This is a genomic window from Aliivibrio sp. A6 (genome assembly GCF_028765505.1).
Taxonomy (GTDB): Bacteria; Pseudomonadota; Gammaproteobacteria; order Enterobacterales; family Vibrionaceae; genus Aliivibrio; species Aliivibrio finisterrensis_A.
In genome coordinates this window covers 1-20,427 of sequence record NZ_JARACR010000042.1, presented here as the reverse complement: position 1 = coordinate 20,427, position 20,427 = coordinate 1, and the positions used below count along the sequence as shown (strand labels likewise).

Here is a 20,427-nt window from a genome sequence, read left to right as displayed (position 1 = left end):
CAAGGTTGAGGTCACGAGTTCGAGCCTCGTGTGTCGCTCCAAACAAAATAAAAGCGCTGAATACTATTCAGCGCTTTTATTTTCTTTAAAATTAATGCTGTGAAGTATTAACCCCACATAAAATTCTGCTCTTTAGAACATTCTGATTCATACAAAGCCAAAGAATCAAATTATCTATCTGCATATCAATATGTTTTTATAAAACATAAAGGGCAGAGGGTCAGTTATATGTAGTAGTTACCATATAATCAACAAACTTATCCACAAAAAGAGTATTGTGGATAACTCTGTTAGTTATTTTTTAAAAGCCTTTTTTTAAATAACTAAAATAAAGATCTTATGGTTGGTTTTAGATCAATATATTTCTTGTTTTTATTTATCTGATTGATTTATATATAATTTATTTTTCATATGCATTTTTTTTAGCAATTGAAAAGATCTTTTCGCTTGACTTCTTTGATCCTAATCATATTCCTGACTTGTGCTTAACTTTTCTGTAAACCAAATAGTTTGCTTCACTTCAAAATGTTTTCCACATTAATTACGACTAACATCAAATTTTCATCATAAGTAAATACTCAACCCTATATATAGCGTGAAATTAGGCGTCTCTTGGTAAGCCTTTTTCTATAATTCGAATAAGGCGTTGTTCTTTTCTATTTGCATTTACTTGTTGGGATTGTTGTTGCTCTATTGCCCAAAGAAGATGAATATCCAAGTTATCATCTAACCCTATACGAGCTTGTAGTGCTGAAATGATGTCAGTTGAATGTGGTGCGTTACCCATTGCAATGGCTAAATTGCGTAACCACTGCTTATGGCCAATACGACGAATTGCAGAGCCTTCCGTATTTTTTAAAAACGTGACTTCATCCCATGCAAAAAGAGAGAGTAAATTAGCATTATCTAGAGACTCTCTACGATGGAAGTCATTTTGCTGTGTTATTTCGGCTTCACGATTCCAAGGGCATACTAGCTGGCAGTCATCACAACCATAAATTCGATTGCCCATCAATGAACGAAACTCCTCAGGAATAACCTCGCTGTTTTCTATGGTTAAGTAAGAAATACAACGACGGGCGTCAATCACTCCATTTTCTAATATCGCATTTGTCGGGCATGATGTAACACAGGCCGTGCATTTTCCGCATTGGTTCTCAACAGGAGAATCAACAGGCAAGGGGATATCAATTAATAGTTCACCTAAGAAAAACCAAGAACCTGCGTCTTTATCAAGGAGTAATGAGTGCTTTCCTGTCCAGCCTAATCCTGCTTTTTCTGCTAACGGTCTTTCTAAGATTGGGGCGGAATCGACAAAAGGACGATAACCAAGCTGTTCAACTTCAGCTTCAATCTTTTGCCCTAGTTTTTTTAATTGGTTGCGGATCAGCTTATGATAATCGCGGCCGAGAGCGTATCGACTGATATAAGCTTGTGTAGGATCGCTTAAATTACTTGCGAAGCCGGCTTGAGGAGGCAAATAATCCATGCGTGCACTGATGACTCTAATCGTTCCTGGGTGTAACTCATTAGGTCTTGCTCGCATCATGCCATGACGAGCCATCCAGTCCATTGAACCATGATAGCCAGCATCAAGCCATTGCTCTAAAGCCGCTTCGTGCTGAGATAAGTCAACGTCACAGATCCCAACTTTTTGAAAGCCAAGTTCTTGTGCCCATACTTTGATGTTATTTGCGAGTGCTTGATAGTCGATATTCACAGAGAGATTACATTTTTTTATTACAGTATTATGAGTAAAAGTTTATCATATAGGATTGATAAGACGTACTTCAATGCAACTAAAAGGTATTGAATCAACGCAACCCATAAGAACTTGTGTGTAAATATTCCGCAGATAAATTGTGAATCTGATACCAAGTCCATCAATTTAGACAATTAAAATAGTGAAATTAGTGAATAATGGAACGCTTTGAATTTAATTTAGCTACTGAAGACGACACCGTTGAATTTGGTAGACAGCTCTCTCAAGCTTGTACTCAGCAAACAACGATCTTTTTGCATGGTGACCTTGGCGCAGGTAAAACCACCTTTAGTCGAGGTTTTATTCGTTCGCTAGGGCATATTGGTAATGTGAAAAGTCCAACATATACGTTAGTCGAACCTTATGAACTGGATAAGTGGCAAGTATATCATTTTGACCTTTACCGTTTAGCCGATCCTGAAGAGTTAGAATTTATGGGGATCCGTGACTATTTTACTGATGATGCAATTTGTTTAGTTGAATGGCCTGAGAGAGGGGAAGGGTTATTACCAAATCCAGATATTGATATTGATATTCGCTATGATGGCGAAGCTCGTCATGTTGTGATTACGGGTAATAATGAGTATGGATGTAGTTTAATTCAGCGGTTGGATTTGTGTTAATCGGTAAATATTTTCAAGTAATTTGGTATGCGATACTTGCTGTGATGTCAGTGAGTAGTTTTTATGTATCTGCGAATACCTTAGAGGGAATACGAGTGTGGCCGTCGCCAGATGAAACTCGTATTGTTATTGATTTAAATTCAGAGGCGAATTACAGCTACTTCACACTGAGTAGCCCTTATCGTTTGGTTGTTGATCTTAAAAATACCAATTTAAAAGCCAAGCTGCCATTAACGGTCAGTGACAGTAAAGTATTATCAAAAATACGAAAGAGCTCATCGCCATCCAAGGGCACGACGCGTCTGGTTTTTGAATTAAAGCATTCAGTGAAAGCTGAAGTGTTTAAGTTAGCTCCAACACCCGGTGGGCAGTACGGCCATCGTTTGGTAATGGACTTACCTCATTCTTCAAGCAGTGTCTCTAAGCCAACTCAAAGTAAACCAGTAAAACCATCGCAGCCAATCATTAACTCTAATTCCAATCATATTATTGGTAATGGCGAGATTATTATTGCCATTGATGCTGGTCATGGTGGCGAAGACCCTGGCTCTATTGGACCGACGAGAAAGTACGAGAAACACGCGACTCTTGCGATCTCTAAAAAAGTCGTTGCCCAGATAAATGCTCAGCCAGGTATGCGAGCTATCATGACGCGCAGTGGTGATTACTTTGTTAACTTAAACAAACGTACTGACATTGCTCGTAAAAACAAATCTCATCTATTGGTTTCTATTCACGCAGATAGCTTCCGCTCTCCACAACCAAGAGGTGGCTCTGTTTTTGTGTTAAACACACGTCGTGCAAACACTGAGATTGGTCGTTGGGTAGAGAAGCATGAGAAACAGTCTGAATTATTAGGTGGCGCAGGTGATGTGCTAGCAAAGAACAGCAATGACCGAAACGTAAGTCAAACACTATTAGACTTACAATTTAGTCACTCTCAAAAAGAGGGCTATAAACTCGCAACGAACGTTCTTTCTGAAATGGGAAAAGTGATCAAACTTCATAAGAAAGATCCTGTTAATGCCAGTCTTGCGGTATTAAAGTCACCAGATATTCCTTCTATTTTGATTGAAACTGGCTTTATTTCGAATCCGACAGAAGAGAAGCAACTGTTCCAGCGTGGCCATCAAGATAAGATAGCTCGCGCGATTTCTAAAGCGATTGTAAGCTACCTTAATGCTAACCCTCCGCAAGGGACATTACTGGCTGCACAAGGCCAGCAAAAGAAGCATAAAGTGCGCTCTGGTGAATCACTCTCTGTTATTGCTAAGAAATACGGTACTACTGCAACCAAGTTAAAAAGTGTGAATAACTTGAAGAGTACGAGTTTAGCTGTTGGCCAAGTACTAATTATTCCAACAAATAAACCGGTGTATATTGCTCCGAAAACGACGACGTCAAAGGCAGCATCATCAAACACTAAACAAGCACGTACGATCATTACTCATAAAGTACGATCTGGTGAATATTTAGGAAAAATTGCGTCTAGGTATAAGGTGTCTACAAGCAGCATTCGTTCGTTAAATCGATTGAAATCAGATACCTTATTTGTTGGACAGAAATTGAAAGTAAGCATTGTTGCCCCTGTGAAGAAACATACGGTGAAACGTGGTGAGTTCTTAGGTAAAATTGCAACGAAATATGGAGTCTCTGTGTCCAGCCTAAGAAAAGCCAATAAGTTACGTTCTGATGAGTTGGCGATAGGACAGGTGCTCATTATACCAACCAGTTAGAAAGGACAGGGTTATGCCAATTCAAATCTTACCAGCTCGATTAGCCAACCAGATTGCGGCGGGTGAGGTTGTTGAGCGCCCTGCTTCTGTAGTAAAAGAGCTTGTTGAAAACAGTATCGATGCGGGGGCAACTCGCATCGATATTGACATTGAAAAAGGAGGCAGTAAGTTAATTCGAATTCGTGATAATGGTTTTGGTATCGCGAAAGATGAACTGACTCTTGCCTTAAGTCGCCATGCGACATCAAAGATTACCACTCTTGATGATCTTGAAGCCATTGTGAGTCTTGGCTTTCGTGGTGAAGCGCTTGCCTCAATCAGTTCAGTTTCTCGTTTAACCTTAACCTCTCGTACTGTTGCCCAAGAAGAAGCGTGGTCAGCATATGCTGAAGGACGAGATATGGAGGTTAAACTAAAACCTGCCGCTCACCCTATTGGAACCACCATTGATGTGGTCGATCTTTTCTTTAATACGCCTGCTCGTCGTAAGTTTCTTCGTACTGATAAAACAGAATTCACTCATATTGATGAACTCTTAAAGCGAATTGCTCTGAGTCGATTGGATATTACGATCAACCTACGCCACAACGGAAAGCAAGTCCGTCAATATCGAGCGGCGCAAACAAAAGCTCAAGTCGAAAAACGGTTAGCAGCCATCTGTGGTTCTCATTTTCTACAACACGCATTAGAAGTTGAGCTGGAGCATGGAGAGCTAAAATTTCATGGTTGGATCTCCTCACCTGAAGGGGCAAGAGCACAAGGCGATATCCAATACTGTTATGTGAATGGCAGAATGATGAAAGATAAACTCATCAATCATGCTATACGACAAGGTTATGAGTCTTCATTATTAGCAAATCAATATGCTGCCTATATCTTATTCATTGAGATTAATCCGCACGATGTCGATGTGAATGTCCATCCGGCTAAACATGAGGTGCGTTTTCATCAAGCGCGTTTGGTGCATGACTTTATCTATCAAGCTATTTATGGCGCATTACAGCAAAGTATTAGCTCTCCAGAACTCTCATACAATGAAGAAGAAAATGAAGAGTGCAGTACTTTCCATGAGAAAGAGATCCATTTCCCACCAATGAAGGAATACGTTCGTCAGCCTCAACAAGCGAGCATTGATAGAACGGAGCAGCTAAAAAATGCGGTGGATTCAACACCAAATTACCCAAATAAAGCCCCATCTGATTCTTGGGTATCGAACTCCCCTTCAATATCAAAGTCCTCATCATCAAATGGTCGCAGTATTACTTACCAAAATGATAGACCCTCTCAAAAAGAGCTGACGAATTACAGTGCGTTACTAAACACGCCAGTTGAAGATAAGCGCTCTACCAATCATCAGGTAAATGAGGGCCACTTACGCCATTTAAGCGACATACCGACCGTCGAAAGTTATGTGCCAATACTCTCAATAGTCGACGATAAAGTGGTTTCGTTAGGTAAGGTCTTAACCGTTGTCGAAAAAGGGTTTGCCCTCTTACAAAAAGGAGAGCAACTGCAACTTTTAAATTTACATTATGCTGAGTTTGTAAAAAGTTATGGGCAGTTAAACAGTGTGCATAACGAAGCGTTACGAGCTCAACCTTTACTAATACCACTTTCTATCGGTGTAGAAGAAACGATTTGTCGTAAAGTATTAGATTACGCTTTATTCTTGAAACCTTTGGGTATTGATCTTAAAGTTAAAAATAGAACGAGTGTGATTGTGATGGCGGTTTGTCAACCAATTCGGCAGCAGAATTTACAACAATTAATTCCGAATCTGTTAAGGTATCTAGACAGCATAAATCCGTCACTTGAACAGGTTATTATTTGGCTTTCTCATCAAGTTCAACATGAAGAAGTCAGTTATAGTAATGCTCAAGCGATACAATTAGTGATGGAATTAGAGCAGTTATGGGGAGATGGGTTATCCCAATTCAATCAGAAACTGTTAAAAAACATCGATATTACTCAAGTGATACAAGCATTTAGTCATGAATAAAGCATTACCACAAGCCATCTTCTTGATGGGACCAACAGCATCAGGAAAAACAAACTTAGCGATTGAATTGCGAAAACGCTTTCCTGTAGAGTTGATTAGCGTAGACTCAGCCCTTATCTATAAGGGAATGGATATTGGTACGGCAAAACCAAATGAAGAGGAACTTTTACAAGCACCTCATCGTCTTATTGATATTATTGATCCAACAGAGAGCTATTCAGTGGCTGAGTTTCGTCGTGATGCCCTGAAAGAAATGGATGACATTGTTGCTCAAGGAAAGATACCTTTATTGGTTGGTGGTACGATGTTGTACTACAAAGCATTACTTGAAGGTCTTTCACCATTACCAGCAGCGGATGCTGACATTAGAGCTCAAATTGAGCAAGAAGCGGTGCAATTTGGATGGGAAGCGATGTATGCTCAATTAAAAACGATTGATCCTGTATCAGCAGAGAGAATTCATCCAAATGATCCACAACGACTTTCCCGAGCGTTGGAAGTATTTCGAATTTCGGGTAAAACTTTAACAGAATTAACCCAGATTAAAGGTGACGCCTTGCCTTATGAAGTGCATCAATTTGCGATTGCACCGAAAGAAAGAGCAGAGATACACCGTCGGATTGAACTGCGTTTTGAGAATATGATGGAAGCCGGCTTTGAAGCGGAAGCACGAGCATTATATGAACGTGATGATCTTCATGCTGATTTACCATCTATTCGATGCGTAGGTTACCGACAAATGTGGGACTATTTTGATGGGGAGGGCACATTAGATGACGCGGTTTTCCGTGGTGTGTGCGCGACTCGTCAATTGGCCAAGCGACAAATTACCTGGCTACGTAGCTGGAAAGAACTCACTTGGCTGGATAGTGATGACATTGATGGTGCCCTACAGACGATCTCTGATCGTTTAGAGAAAAAATAAGCACAATAATGTATCAATGTTGTTTAACTTCAGAGCGTTTAGTCATAAGCTAAAGGCTAATAGCTAAATAAAATTACAATTACAAACCAAAAAGGAAAAAAAAATGGCTAAAGGGCAATCTTTGCAAGACCCATTTTTGAATGCGCTGCGTCGTGAAAGGATTCCAGTGTCTATCTACTTAGTTAATGGGATTAAATTACAGGGACAAATCGAATCATTTGATCAATTTGTTATCCTATTGAAGAACACAGTAAATCAGATGGTATATAAGCATGCGATCTCTACTGTTGTTCCAGCTCGTGCTGTAAGCCATCACACTGCAAGTGATCGCCCACAAAGCGAGCGTCCACAAGAAACAACAGAAGATTAATACTATTCTATTTTTGAATAGTCGATCTTTAAGGAGTTAGCGCTTGTTTGACCGTTATGAATCCGGTGAACAGGCGATTCTTGTGCACATCAGTTTCACCTATGAGGGAGACGTAGAAGATCTCGACGAATGTAAGATGTTGGTGTCTTCTGCAGGAGTAAACACATTAGATGTTGTGACGGGGACCCGTCAGTCTCCACTCCCTAAATACTATGTCGGTGAAGGTAAAGCGCAAGAAATTGCCGATGCAGTTCGAGCTAAGAATGCAGATATTGTGATTTTTAATCACGCGCTTTCTCCTGCTCAAGAACGAAATTTAGAACAATTATGTCAATGTCGAGTAATAGACCGTACGGGGCTAATACTGGATATTTTCGCTCAGCGAGCACGAACCTATGAAGGTAAGTTGCAAGTTGAGTTAGCACAATTACGTCATATATCTACTCGATTAATCCGAGGGTGGACGCACCTTGAACGTCAAAAAGGCGGGATAGGTTTACGAGGTCCTGGTGAAACTCAATTAGAAACCGATAGACGACTATTGCGAGATCGTATCAAAGCAATCTTGCGCCGATTAGCTAAAGTCGCTAAGCAGCGTGAGCAAGGGCGTCGAGCAAGATATCGGGCTGAAATTCCAACCATTTCATTAGTCGGTTATACCAACGCAGGGAAATCTACGTTATTTAATCGAATTACTGAAGCGGGGGTTTATGCGGCTGACCAATTGTTTGCAACACTTGATCCTACATTACGTAAGATTGAAGTTGCTGATGTTGGGACATCGATACTTGCTGATACGGTAGGTTTTATCCGTCATTTGCCACATGATCTTGTTGCTGCTTTTAAAGCGACATTACAAGAAACGCAAGAAGCAAATATCTTGTTACATGTTGTTGATGCCAGTGATGACCGTTTTCGTGAGAATATTGAGGCAGTAGATATTGTTCTAGAAGAGATAGATGCCAATGAGGTACCTTTTCTTCTTGTGATGAATAAGATTGATAACTTAGAAGATCAACAACCAAGAATTGAACGTGATGAGGAGGGAGTTCCTCGATGTGTTTGGGTTTCAGCAATGGAAGGCCAAGGCATTGAATTACTTTTCCAAGCATTAACGGAACGATTAGCTGGGCAGATGGTGGCGCATACATTGCTATTACCGCCAGATTTGGTTGGACGTCTTCGAAGTAAATTCTTTCAAATGCAAAGCATTATAAAAGAAGAATATCAGGATGATGGCAGCTTGCTTCTCGATGTACGTATGCAGCAAGTTGATTGGTCTAAGTTAGAAAAACGTGAAGAGACTCCATTAAGTAATTTTTTAATTGCTGATGAGAGTACACAGAATTCTTTGTCTTCATAATTACCTTGGAGTTTTCTAATGGCGTGGAATGAGCCTGGAAATAACAACAACAATGGCGGTGGCGATAATAAAGACCCTTGGGGTAATAAAAATCGTGGCGGCCGTGATCAAGGTCCACCGGATCTTGATGAAGTCTTTAATAAACTAAGCCAAAAATTGAGTGGTAAGTTTGGTGGTGGCAATAAAGGCGGAAATAATAATGGTGGCAACGGGCTACCTTCATTTGGCAATGGCGGTGCAATTGGCTTAGGTTTAATTGCAGTTGTCGCTATTGGTATTTGGATATTCTCTGGTTTCTATACCATTGGTGAAAGTGAGCGAGGCGTAGTATTACGTTTTGGTCAATATGATCGTATGGTTGACCCAGGTCTAAACTGGAAACCAACTTTTATTGATCAAGTGACACCAGTAAACGTTCAATCAATTCGTTCATTAAACTCAAAAGGTTTAATGCTTACTAAAGATGAAAACGTAGTAACAGTTGAGATGGGTGTTCAATATCGTGTTGCTGATGCGCATAAATATTTGTACACAGTAACGAATGCGGATGACAGTTTGCGTCAAGCGACAGACTCTGCGTTACGTGCCGTTATTGGTGACGCAAAAATGGATGATATCTTGACCAGTGGTCGTCAAGAAATCCGTCAACGAACTCAAGAAACGCTAAATCGCATTATTGATAAATACGACATGGGTTTATTAGTTGTTGATGTTAACTTCCAATCAGCTCGTCCGCCAGAGCAAGTAAAAGCGTCATTTGATGATGCGATTGCAGCTCGAGAAGATGAAGAGCGTTTCATTCGTGAAGCGGAAGCGTACAGTAATGATATCCTTCCAAAAGCGACGGGTCGTGCTGAGCGTCTGAAAAAAGAAGCTCAAGGTTATACAGAACGAACTGTTAACGAAGCGATTGGTCAAATTGCACAGTTTGAAAAGCTACTACCTGAATATAACAAAGCACCAGAAGTCACTCGTACTCGTTTGTACTTGGATACGATGGAACGCGTATACGGTAATACAAGTAAGGTTCTGATTGATTCAGAATCAAATGGTAACTTGTTATATCTACCATTAGATAAGATCACTGGTAATCAGCAGGGTGCGACGTCGACTCCTAGAACTTCAACGTCACAGTCTAAAAATTACAATATCGAAGTAGAACAAAAGCAACAACCAACTAATACGAATACTACTGGCCGTAACTCAACACGTGAAGGGAGATACTAATCATGCGTAAGTTAATGATCCCAACACTGATTGTTGTAGTCGCTATTTTCTTGATGTCACTGTTTGTGATCCCAGAAGGTGAGCGTGGTATTGTGACTCGTTTTGGTCGTTTGATTAAAGACAATAATGAAATCACTCGTATCTACGAACCGGGTTTGCATTTTAAAATGCCAATGTTTGATCGAGTTAATACATTAGATGCTCGTATCCAAACTATGGATGATCAATCAGACCGTTTCGTAACGTCAGAGAAAAAAGACGTTATTATCGACTCATACGTTAAGTGGAGAATCAAAGATTTTGGTCAATTCTACTTAGCAACTGGTGGTGGTAATATTCTGACAGCGGAAGCGTTACTACAACGTCGTGTTTCTGATGGTCTACGTGCTGAAATCGGTAGTACTACGGTAAAAGAATTGGTTTCTGAAAAGCGTGAAGAAGTAATGGCAACAGTACTTCTTGACTCTCAAGATGGAACGGGTGATTTAGGTATTGAAGTGATTGATTTACGAATCAAGAAAATCAACTTACCTGAAGAGATCTCTGAATCGATTTACCGTCGTATGCGTGCAGAGCGTGAAGCGGTTGCTCGTAAATTACGTTCTCAAGGTCGTGAGAAAGCCGAAGTTATTCGTGCTCAATCAGAGCTTGAAGTAGCAACGATTATCGCTGAAGCGGATAAAACAGCACAAATTACTCGTGGTGATGCCGATGCGAAAGTTGCAAAACTGTATGCAGACACGTTTAATAAAGAGCCTGAGTTCTTTAGCTTTATCCGTTCATTGAAAGCCTATGAGAGATCATTCAATAGCAAGAACGACATCTTAGTACTTGATCCTAAGACTGACTTCTTCAAATACATGAATGATCCAAAGGGTGGAAAATAAATCTAACTCTAGATTTTGATTCGCTTTAATTAACAAGGTCCTACGGGGCCTTGTTTTGTTTCTGCACGTAATTAAGTTTATTAAGAGGTTTGTATGAGCAATGCGATTTGGTTAGCCATTGGTGGTGTACTCATTGTGGAAGGGCTAGGTCCATTAATCGCGCCTAATGGGTGGCGTAATATGGTGGCGCAATTAAGTGAGCAGCCTGACAATACTTTGCGTCGTATCGGTGGGTGCTTAGTGGTTGCAGGTGTCGTTATTTGCAGTGTGATGCTCTAATATTCGCTGAAAATGTAGGATTGTGTCTTTATTTTTGATTTTATTAAAAAAATAAATCATAACCTTGTTTATATTGATAGCGCTTTATTATGAAAATGAGATTTTAACTAAAAATACCTGAAAGATTTTTCTATCAATGCTAGAATCCATTTTTAACTAACAAGCAGACTTGGAAAGATGGGAAATAACGTTGTCGTTCTGGGCACCCAATGGGGTGACGAAGGTAAAGGTAAAATCGTAGACCTTTTAACTGAAGATGCAAAGTATGTAGTTCGCTATCAAGGCGGTCACAATGCAGGCCACACTCTAGTTATCGACGGTGAAAAAACCGTTCTACACTTAATTCCATCAGGTATTTTACGTGATAATGTTGAATGCATTATCGGTAATGGCGTAGTGCTTTCACCTGATGCTTTACTAAAAGAAATGGCGCCACTTGAAGCGCGTGGTATTCCAGTTCGTGAACGCCTATTCATTTCTGAAGCTTGTCCTCTAATTCTTCCTTATCACGTAGCGCTAGACCAAGCGCGTGAAATCGCACGTGGTAACAAAGCAATTGGTACAACAGGTCGTGGTATCGGTCCAGCGTACGAAGATAAAGTATCTCGTCGTGGTCTACGTGTTGGCGATCTATTTGATAAAGTTGCTTTCGCTGAGAAACTAAAAGAAGTAATGGAATACCATAACTTTGCATTAGTTAACTACTACAAAGTAGAGCCAGTAAGCTATGAAGAAGTACTTGAGCAAGCAATGAGCTATGCTGATCTACTAACTTCAATGGTTATCGATGTAACTGATACTCTTGATGCAGCACGCAAGCGCGGCGACAAGATCATGTTTGAAGGTGCTCAAGGTACACTTCTAGACATCGACCACGGTACTTACCCTTACGTAACATCTTCTAATACTACCGCTGGTGGCGTTGCTGCAGGTTCTGGTTTTGGTCCTCGTCACTTAGGTTACATCCTAGGTATTACTAAAGCATACTGTACTCGTGTAGGTTCTGGTCCATTCCCTACTGAGCTATATGATGGTTTAGAGAAGCAAGATCCAATTGGTAAACACCTAGGTACAGTTGGTCACGAGTTTGGTGCAACGACTGGTCGTTTACGTCGTACTGGTTGGTTTGATGCTGTAGCGATGCGTCGTGCAATCCAAATCAACTCACTGTCTGGTATGTGTCTAACTAAACTAGACGTATTAGATGGCCTAGAAGAACTAAAAATCTGTACTGGTTACCAGATGAAAGATGGTTCTTTACTAGAAGTTTCTCCAATGGCTGCTGAAGCATTTGAAGAAGCGACACCAGTATACGAAACTATGCCTGGTTGGTCTGAAAATACATTTGGTGCAAAAACAATTGAAGCGCTTCCACAAGCTGCTCTAAATTACATTAAGCGCATCGAAGAATTAACAGGCGTGCCTATTGATATTATCTCTACTGGTCCTGACCGTAACGAGACAATCATCAAAGTACACCCATTCCAAGCTTAATTGCTTAGAGAATGAAGAAAAACCAGCTCATGTAGCTGGTTTTTTTATATCTGTTGTTTTAGCTCCCAAGCTCATTCCCATCCAAGCTTCTAAATTTCATTTAATCAACAACTTATAAAGTATGGGCAAAAAGTTGCCACTAAGGGCAAATTTTGCCTAAAGAACTTGCCGCTTACGTCGATATAATAAATACAGTTATAAAGAGTTGATGAATTATGAAACTACGACATCTCGTAGCAGCCTGCATGGTAGCACTAGTGCCTATGCATGCTTCTAGCGAAGAGATCGGAGAACCGATCCCAATCTATACCGAAAACCAACTGTTTCGATTATTTGATACAAATTCACACCTAACCCGTGTGAAAAATGTAGATAATTGTCAATTAGTTGAAGACATTGTAGCTCGTGCTACTAAGATTGATTCACCAGCTTACGAGTTTCTTTACGGAGACATGTTGGCGTGGGGTGTATGTGTGGACCGTGATGTAGAGCTAGGGCTTTACTACATGGAAAATGCAGCAAGACAAGGTTTACCCGCAGCACTTGAGCAGATTGGTCGATATTACGCCAAAGGTACCTTGGTTCAACAAGATAGAGAGCGAGCAATTCCTTACTTGCGTGAAGCCGCAGGAATGGGAAATGTAAATGCTCGTATTCATCTTGCTGAGCTACTATTGAGTGATTATGGTAGCCCACTTGATTATGAAGACGCGTATCGATGGTTATATAACACGGTGACTTCAGATGGACGTAAACATAAACGAATTGCTAATTTAAGAAATGGATTAGAGATGCGTATGCCTGGCAATGTGATTGCTAGAGCCAAAAGACGAGATACCTTCTGGTAGATATGTAATTTCATCAGCTCTAAAAAAACGCCCAGTGATAATTTATCACTGGGCGTTTTTGCATTTAAGGCTCTATTATTTATAGAACTTTATGAGGACCAAAGCACTCGTAATGAATACGATCCTCAGTAACGCCCAGTTCAATCAATTGCTTCGCAACATGCTGCATAAAGCCAACAGGACCACAGAAGTAGTAGTGACCATTATCAGAGACGATCTCTTCTTTAACCTCAGTTAAATTAATTAAACCGTTAAATTGGAAGTCTTGATTTACTGTATCTGTTTCCTGTGGTTGGTTATACCAAGTATACGCAGAGATATGCTCATGCTTTTCAGCTAAAGTAGAAATGTGTTGTTTAAATGCATGTTGAGAGCCATTTTCCGTTGCGTGTAACCATGTTACTTTTTCTTTATGTTGGGTAAGTGTTTCTAACATAGAAAGAGTCGGAGTTAAGCCAACACCTGCAGAAATAAGCGTAACAGGCGTTGATGCTTCAACTTCTAAGAAGAAATCGCCCGCAGGTGCAGTAAGGTTTACCTTATCGCCAATATTCAGAGATGCATGTAGGTAATTTGAGGCTTTACCGCCATCTTCTCGTTTTACTGAGATACGATATGTTTTTTCTTGAGGCGCTGAAGATAAGCTGTATTGACGAATTTCTTGGTTTTCAAATTCTTCAGGGTTTAAGTAAATACCAATGTATTGACCTGGCTTGAAGTGGGAAACGGGCTGATCATCTGTAGGCATAAACGTAAAGCTAGTGATGTGCTCACTCTCTTTTTCTTTTGCGATTAACTCAAACTCACGCAGTCCGCGCCAACCCCCATCAAGAGCATTATTATCTTGATAGATTTGCTCTTCACGTTGAATGAAGACGTTAGCAAGTACACCATAAGCTTCACCCCAAGCATCAAGAACTTCTTGGCCAGGAGAAAACATCTCATCAAGCGTTGCAAGTAAGTGACCACCAACAATGTTGTATTGCTCAGCGGTGATCATAAAACTCGTATGTTTGTGGGCTATTTTCTCTACGGCGGGTAATAGCACTTCTAGGTTTTCAATATTACCCGCATAAGCACAGATAGCATTAAATAAGGCTTCACGTTGGTCGCCATTGCGTTGGTTACTCATGTTAAAAACATCTTTTAACTCAGGGTTATGAGTAAACATACGATCATAAAAATGAGCAGTTAATGCCGGGCCTGTTTGTGCAAGTAATGGAATCGTTGATTTAATGATATCAATAGTATTTTTGTTGAGCATGATGTGTACCTTTAAAGGTGTATTTATTATGTATGTTATAAGTTGTATCTAAAATATATCTTTTGGTCAAGAGAAGATTTACAATAAATAAAGATAAGGAGAGGATATGCAACTAACAAATTTTACCGACTTTGGCCTAAGAGCCTTGATATTCCTAGCGTCATTGCCTGAAGATGAACTAACCAGTATTACGGTTGTAACTGAAGCATTTGGTGTATCGCGTAACCATATGGTGAAGATCATCAATAAATTAGGTCAAGAAGGCTATGTAAAAACGGTTCGAGGTAAGAATGGTGGTATTTGTTTAGGTAAGCCAGCAAATCAAATTATTATAGGTGATGTGATCCGTTCGATTGAACCACTACAGGTTGTAAATTGCGCACCTGAATTTTGTCATATTACTTCTGCCTGTCGACTTAAAGGTGCTCTTGCTAAAGCGAAACAAGCATTCTTGGATGAGTTAGACAATTACACTATTCAGGATATGTTGACAGATAACAGTGAATTACTGATTTTGTTAAATCGTGTTTAAGACAGTAATTCCAAATCCTTTCCTATCTGTTATATGCATACTCAGGTACAATTACCTTATTATCTCCTCTGACTAAGCAGGTCGCCTATGTCTAAGATTATTCAAAACGATCCTTTCAAAGATCGAGAAGCAGAAAAGTATGAGAATCCAATTCCAAGTCGTGAATGTATTCTTGAATTCTTTCAAAAAGCAGACGCTCCTTTAAATCGTAATGACTTATTCGAAGCCCTAGGTTTATCTGGTGAAGATAACTATGAAGGCTTACGTCGTCGTTTAAGAGCGATGGAGCGAGATGGACAGTTAGTATTCACTCGTCGTCAGTGCTATGCATTACCAGAACGCATTGAAGTATTAAAAGGTGTGGTACTTGGACACCGTGATGGGTTCGGTTGGATCCGTCCTGAAGGCAGTGTTGGTAAAGACAACGATGTGCTTTTGCCTTTCCACCAAATGAAGAAAGTCATTCATGGTGATGTGGTATTAGTTCAGCCAACAGGTACCGATAAACGAGGCCGCAAAGAAGGCCGAGTTGTACGCGTGTTAGAACCTCATAACGAAGGTATTGTCGGCCGATTCTTTATTGAAGATGGCTTGGGCTTTGTTATTCCTGATGATTCACGGATCAACCAAGATATCTTTATCCCTAAAGAGCATAAAATGGGTGCTCGCATGGGTAATGTCGTTGTGATTAATATTACTGACCGTGGTGGCCGTGCTCGTGGCATGTCAGGTGAAGTGATTGAAGTACTTGGTGAGAATATGGCGCCAGGCATGGAGATCGATATTGCACTACGTACTCACAATATTCCTCATGTATGGCCTACAGCCGTTGAAAAACAAGTTGAAGGCTTAGCAGAAGAAGTACCTGAAGAAGCAAAAGAAGGTCGTGTCGATCTTCGTGAATTACCATTAGTAACGATTGATGGTGAAGATGCTCGTGACTTCGATGATGCGGTATTCTGTCAAGCGAAAGCCTCTGGTGGTTGGCGTTTATGGGTTGCGATTGCTGATGTAAGTTATTATGTTCGCCCTGATAACGCATTAGACAAAGAAGCGATTCAGCGTGGTAACTCGGTTTACTTCCCTGCGCAAGTAGTACCAATGCTACCAGAAGTATTATCGAATGGCTTATGTTCATTGAACCCACAAGTTGACCGTCTATGTATGGTGTGTGAGATGACTATTTCTGCATCAGGCAAGCTGTCAGGTTTTAAGCATTACGAAGCGGTAATGAACTCACACGCTCGTCTTACTTACAACAAAGTAAGTGATATTCTTGATGGTGATGAAGAACTGACTCAACGTTATGAGCCATTAGTTCCGCATCTTAAAGAGCTTCATAATATGTATCAGGTGCTAAAAACAGCACGTGAAGCTCGTGGTGCGATTGAGTTTGAAACCATTGAAACTAAGTTTATCTTTAATGCCGATCGTAAGATTGACCGCATTGAACCAGTGATTCGTAATGACGCTCATAAGATCATCGAAGAGTGTATGATTTTAGCGAACATCGCGTCGGCTTCTTTTGTTGAAAAAGCCAAAGAGCCTGCGTTGTATCGTGTGCATGAATCACCAGGTGAAGAGCGCCTACAAGGTTTCCGTGATTTCTTAGGCGAGCTGGGTTTAAGTTTATCTGGTGGGCTAACACCATCACCAACAGATTACGGTCAATTGGTGCATGTGATTGCCGATCGTCCTGACAAAGAACTGATCCAAACGATGCTGCTGCGTTCAATGAAGCAAGCGGTATACAATGCAGATAACCAAGGCCACTTCGGTCTAGCATTGAAGCGTTATGCGCACTTTACATCGCCAATTCGTCGTTATCCTGATCTACTGCTACACCGCGCAATTAAGTATCTAATTGCCAAAGAGAAAGGCCAAAATAACGATCGTTGGACACCAACAGGTGGTTACCATTATTCATTCGATGATATGGATGTGTTTGGTGAGCAATGTTCAATGACTGAGCGCCGTGCTGATGATGCAACACGTGATGTTGCCGATTGGTTGAAGTGTGAATACATGCAAGATCATATCGGTGAAGAGCTAGAAGGTGTGATTGCCAATGTCACCGGTTTTGGCTTCTTTGTTCGATTAAATGATTTGCATATCGATGGTTTAGTTCATATTTCATCATTAGCGAATGACTACTACCAGTTCGACCCAGCAGGTCAACGTTTAACTGGTGAAAGCTCTGGTCAAATTTTCCGTCTTGGTGATCAGGTTACCGTTAAGGTTGTTGCCGTTAATCTTGATGATCGCAACATTGACTTTGAATGCACAAGCTCAATGCGTAAAGCGCGTGGTCATGGTAAAACAGCCAAAGATAACGCGAAAAAACGTGGCACAAAAGAGCCTCGTCGTGATCCTAACTTTAAGCCAAAGAAAAAAGGCGAGAAAGCGGAGCCAAAAGGCCGTGGTCAATTAGGTGAGCGTAAATCCAAAGGTAAGGGCAAAGTGAAATCAAAAGCTCAAGCCATGGTAGAACCAACAAAACGTCCTGATGGATCAGCTGATGAGGTAAAGGCAAAAAGAAAGCCGAAACCAAAGCACAAGAAAAAAGTGCGCGCAAGAAAACCTAAGCCAAAAGCGGAATAAGTAACGATTCGATAATGGAGCGACTATGCTCCATTAGAACCACTAATTTGTAATAGAAAGAAGCGACAGCATGAGTAATGAATTTATTTTTGGCATCCACGCAGCCAAAGCAGTATTAGAGCGTGATCCGGCCCGTTTTATTGAAATATTTGTATTAAAAGGTCGTGAAGACGATCGTTTGTTACCTATTATCAAGGAACTGACTGATCTTGGGTTTAAAATCCAAGAGCTTCCACGTAAAACGTTGGATGACAAAGCAAATGGTGCGAATCACCAAGGTATTATTGCTCGTGTTACTCCTGCTAAGCAGCTTAATGAAAACGATCTAGACGACATCATGGCACAATCTGAGAATCCATTATTCTTAGTGCTGGACGGCGTTACCGATCCACACAACTTAGGTGCTTGTCTGCGTAATGCTGACGGTGCAGGTGTTGCTGCGGTAATCGTACCTAAAGATAAGTCAGCATCAATGACAGCAACGGTAAGTAAAGTTGCTTGTGGTGCAGCAGAAGTGGTTCCTTTGGTTCGCGTGACTAACCTGGCTCGTACGATGCGTGCTCTGCAAGAGAAAGGCGTATGGTTTGTTGGTACTGCTGGTGAAGCGACGCATGATGTTTATCAAGCGAAACTGACCGGCCCATTAGCAATCGTTATGGGCGCAGAAGGTGATGGTATGCGTCGCCTAACTCGTGAGACTTGCGATGACCTGATTAAAATCCCAATGGCAGGCTCTGTAACCAGTTTAAATGTATCTGTAGCTTCTGGTGTGTGTTTATTTGAAGCAGTACGCCAGCGTTCGTTATAAGGCGAAATAACAGATAAAACAGCAAGCTAAGTGAGAAGGTGATGAGTGTTTCATTACCTTCTTTTTTTCTTTGAAATTAGAGAAAATATTTTTGTGATTTAGTTATCTTTTTCTTGCCAATAACGCTGTTTTTCTATACTATCCGCCGTTCTTAATTCTCAGTCTTTTTTTTAGTTCCTTGCTTCCCTTGGATGACTGAGCCAATCGTGGAAGCTGAATAATCCGTAAGGAGCAACCAATGCGTCATTATGAAATCGTATTCATGGTGCATCCTGATCAAAGCGAGCAAGTTGCTGGCATGATCGAGCGTTACACAGGTTCAATCACAGAAGCTGGTGGTACTATCCACCGTCTAGAAGATTGGGGTCGTCGTCAAATGGCTTACCCAATCAACAAACTGCACAAAGCACACTACGTTCTTATGAACGTTGAGTCTGAGCAAGCTGTTATTGATGAACTAGAAACTGCATTCCGTTACAACGATGCTGTTCTACGTAACATGATCATGCGTACTAAAGCTGCGATCACTGAGCCATCAGTAATGATGAAAGCTAAAGAAGAGCGTTCTGCTAAGCGTGAAGACGCTGCACCACGCGCTGAAGAAGCTGCTGCTGAGTAATTGAATTGATGACCAATCGATTGGAGTTAAGCGGTGTAATAACCAAGGCTCCGGTTCGAAGTCTTAGTCCTGCGGGCATACCTCATTGTCATTTTGTCATTGAGCATCGTTCGATTAAACAGGAAGCTGGCTTATCACGTGAAGTCTATTGCAGAATGAACGTGGTAGTGAGTGGACAAGGGTCTCAAGCTTTAACTGCAAACTTAGCTCAAAGCAGTAACGTTACGGTAGGTGGTTTTATCACTTATCAGACAGGCCGAAATGGCGTGGCGAGAGTAGTGTTACATGCTGAGCATATTAAATTAATTTAGATCTGGAGATAGCCCATGGCTCGTTTCTTCCGTCGTCGTAAATTCTGCCGTTTTACAGCAGAAGGCGTACAAGAGATTGACTACAAAGACGTAGCAACTCTAAAAAACTACATCACTGAAGCTGGTAAAATCGTACCTAGCCGTATCACTGGTACTCGTGCTAAATACCAACGTCAGCTAGCTCGCGCTATCAAGCGTTCTCGTTACCTTGCACTTCTACCGTACACAGATAAGCATCTGTAAGTCGTTAGTTGTTTAATTAAGTATATAGAGGACTAAGATAATGCAAGTTATTCTACTTGATAAAATCGGTAACCTAGGTAGCCTTGGCGACCAAGTTAACGTTAAAGCTGGTTACGCACGTAACTTCCTTATCCCACAAGGTAAGGCTGTTATGGCAACTAAAGCTAACGTAGAGATGTTTGAAACTCGTCGCGCTGAATTAGAAGCTAACGTTGCTAAGCAACTAGCTGCTGCAGAAGCTCGTGCTGAGTCTGTTAACGCTCTAGAAGTTACTATCGCATCAAAATCTGGTGACGAAGGTAAACTATTCGGTTCAATCGGTACTCGTGACATCGCTGACGCTATTACAGCTGCAGGCGTTAAAGTTGCGAAAAGCGAAGTTCGTCTTCCTGAAGGCGCTCTACGTACAACTGGTTCTTTCGAAGTTAGCATCCAACTTCACTCTGAAGTATTTGCTACATTGAAATTAGAAGTTGTTGCTGCTGAGTAATCAATAGCCAACTAATAATTTAAACGCCAGCCTTAGTGCTGGCGTT

General features: G+C 40.9%; 20 protein-coding genes. 18 read left to right on the top strand and 2 right to left on the bottom strand.

The window, feature by feature from the left end:
- Window positions 1-601: 601 nt before the first annotated feature.
- Complete coding sequence (gene queG, locus PVK70_RS17185) at window positions 602-1,714, bottom strand: tRNA epoxyqueuosine(34) reductase QueG (protein WP_165366826.1); 1,113 nt, start codon at window positions 1,712-1,714, stop codon at window positions 602-604.
- 206 nt (window positions 1,715-1,920) lie between these two features.
- On the opposite strand from queG, the gene tsaE reads away from it, so the two are divergent.
- The 11 genes from tsaE (at window position 1,921) to motX (ending at window position 13,513) form a co-directional block, all read left to right on the top strand.
- Entirely contained in the window at window positions 1,921-2,385 is a 465-nt protein-coding gene (tsaE, locus tag PVK70_RS17180; RefSeq protein WP_130043858.1) for a tRNA (adenosine(37)-N6)-threonylcarbamoyltransferase complex ATPase subunit type 1 TsaE, read from the top strand.
- Window positions 2,379-4,121: a LysM peptidoglycan-binding domain-containing protein gene (locus tag PVK70_RS17175; protein ID WP_130049231.1), complete on the top strand. Its 1,743-nt coding sequence runs from the start codon at window positions 2,379-2,381 to the stop codon at window positions 4,119-4,121. Before tsaE ends, PVK70_RS17175 begins: the two co-directional genes overlap by 7 nt.
- A gap of 13 nt (window positions 4,122-4,134) precedes the next feature.
- Window positions 4,135-6,120 (top strand): DNA mismatch repair endonuclease MutL, encoded by a 1,986-nt coding sequence (mutL, locus tag PVK70_RS17170; RefSeq protein ID WP_130049232.1) that lies wholly within the window; start codon window positions 4,135-4,137, stop codon window positions 6,118-6,120.
- Window positions 6,113-7,045, top strand: coding sequence for a tRNA (adenosine(37)-N6)-dimethylallyltransferase MiaA (miaA, locus tag PVK70_RS17165; protein WP_130049233.1), 933 nt, complete (start codon window positions 6,113-6,115; stop codon window positions 7,043-7,045). Before mutL ends, miaA begins: the two co-directional genes overlap by 8 nt.
- A 103-nt stretch (window positions 7,046-7,148) precedes the next feature.
- A complete protein-coding gene (gene hfq / locus PVK70_RS17160; RefSeq protein ID WP_130049234.1) occupies window positions 7,149-7,415 on the top strand; it encodes an RNA chaperone Hfq in 267 nt (88 codons plus the stop codon).
- Between the two features lie 43 nt (window positions 7,416-7,458).
- Entirely contained in the window at window positions 7,459-8,778 is a 1,320-nt protein-coding gene (hflX, locus tag PVK70_RS17155) for a ribosome rescue GTPase HflX (RefSeq protein ID WP_130043863.1), read from the top strand.
- Between the two features lie 18 nt (window positions 8,779-8,796).
- Window positions 8,797-10,005, top strand: a complete 1,209-nt coding sequence (gene hflK, locus PVK70_RS17150; RefSeq protein WP_130049235.1) for an FtsH protease activity modulator HflK — start codon at window positions 8,797-8,799, stop codon at window positions 10,003-10,005.
- A 2-nt stretch (window positions 10,006-10,007) separates the two neighbouring features.
- On the top strand, window positions 10,008-10,892 hold the full coding sequence (gene hflC / locus PVK70_RS17145) for a protease modulator HflC (RefSeq protein WP_130043865.1): 885 nt from the start codon (window positions 10,008-10,010) through the stop codon (window positions 10,890-10,892).
- A 93-nt stretch (window positions 10,893-10,985) separates the two neighbouring features.
- Window positions 10,986-11,171: a DUF2065 domain-containing protein gene (locus PVK70_RS17140; RefSeq protein WP_060992657.1), complete on the top strand. Its 186-nt coding sequence runs from the start codon at window positions 10,986-10,988 to the stop codon at window positions 11,169-11,171.
- A 177-nt stretch (window positions 11,172-11,348) separates the two neighbouring features.
- Window positions 11,349-12,665, top strand: a complete 1,317-nt coding sequence (locus PVK70_RS17135) for an adenylosuccinate synthase (RefSeq protein WP_130043866.1) — start codon at window positions 11,349-11,351, stop codon at window positions 12,663-12,665.
- A gap of 215 nt (window positions 12,666-12,880) precedes the next feature.
- Entirely contained in the window at window positions 12,881-13,513 is a 633-nt protein-coding gene (gene motX / locus PVK70_RS17130) for a flagellar protein MotX (protein WP_130043867.1), read from the top strand.
- Between the two features lie 79 nt (window positions 13,514-13,592).
- On the opposite strand, the gene hmpA is transcribed toward motX, so the two are convergent.
- Complete coding sequence (gene hmpA / locus PVK70_RS17125) at window positions 13,593-14,777, bottom strand: NO-inducible flavohemoprotein (RefSeq protein ID WP_130049236.1); 1,185 nt, start codon at window positions 14,775-14,777, stop codon at window positions 13,593-13,595.
- A gap of 106 nt (window positions 14,778-14,883) precedes the next feature.
- Here hmpA and nsrR point away from each other — a divergent pair, with 106 nt between their 5' ends.
- The 7 genes from nsrR to rplI all read left to right on the top strand — a co-directional run bounded on the left by nsrR (window position 14,884) and on the right by rplI (window position 20,381).
- The gene (gene nsrR / locus PVK70_RS17120; protein ID WP_130043869.1) at window positions 14,884-15,309 is read left to right on the top strand and encodes a nitric oxide-sensing transcriptional repressor NsrR; all 426 of its coding nucleotides are present in this window, start codon (window positions 14,884-14,886) and stop codon (window positions 15,307-15,309) included.
- Between the two features lie 87 nt (window positions 15,310-15,396).
- Complete coding sequence (gene rnr, locus PVK70_RS17115) at window positions 15,397-17,910, top strand: ribonuclease R (protein WP_130049237.1); 2,514 nt, start codon at window positions 15,397-15,399, stop codon at window positions 17,908-17,910.
- 70 nt (window positions 17,911-17,980) lie between these two features.
- A complete protein-coding gene (rlmB, locus tag PVK70_RS17110; RefSeq protein WP_130049238.1) occupies window positions 17,981-18,718 on the top strand; it encodes a 23S rRNA (guanosine(2251)-2'-O)-methyltransferase RlmB in 738 nt (245 codons plus the stop codon).
- Window positions 18,719-18,956: 238 nt separating this feature from the next.
- A complete protein-coding gene (rpsF, locus tag PVK70_RS17105; RefSeq protein ID WP_005421140.1) occupies window positions 18,957-19,337 on the top strand; it encodes a 30S ribosomal protein S6 in 381 nt (126 codons plus the stop codon).
- An 8-nt stretch (window positions 19,338-19,345) separates the two neighbouring features.
- A complete protein-coding gene (gene priB, locus PVK70_RS17100; protein WP_130049239.1) occupies window positions 19,346-19,648 on the top strand; it encodes a primosomal replication protein N in 303 nt (100 codons plus the stop codon).
- 15 nt (window positions 19,649-19,663) lie between these two features.
- Window positions 19,664-19,891, top strand: a complete 228-nt coding sequence (rpsR, locus tag PVK70_RS17095) for a 30S ribosomal protein S18 (RefSeq protein WP_005421136.1) — start codon at window positions 19,664-19,666, stop codon at window positions 19,889-19,891.
- A gap of 40 nt (window positions 19,892-19,931) precedes the next feature.
- Window positions 19,932-20,381 (top strand): 50S ribosomal protein L9, encoded by a 450-nt coding sequence (rplI, locus tag PVK70_RS17090; RefSeq protein ID WP_130043874.1) that lies wholly within the window; start codon window positions 19,932-19,934, stop codon window positions 20,379-20,381.
- Window positions 20,382-20,427 lie beyond the last annotated feature (46 nt).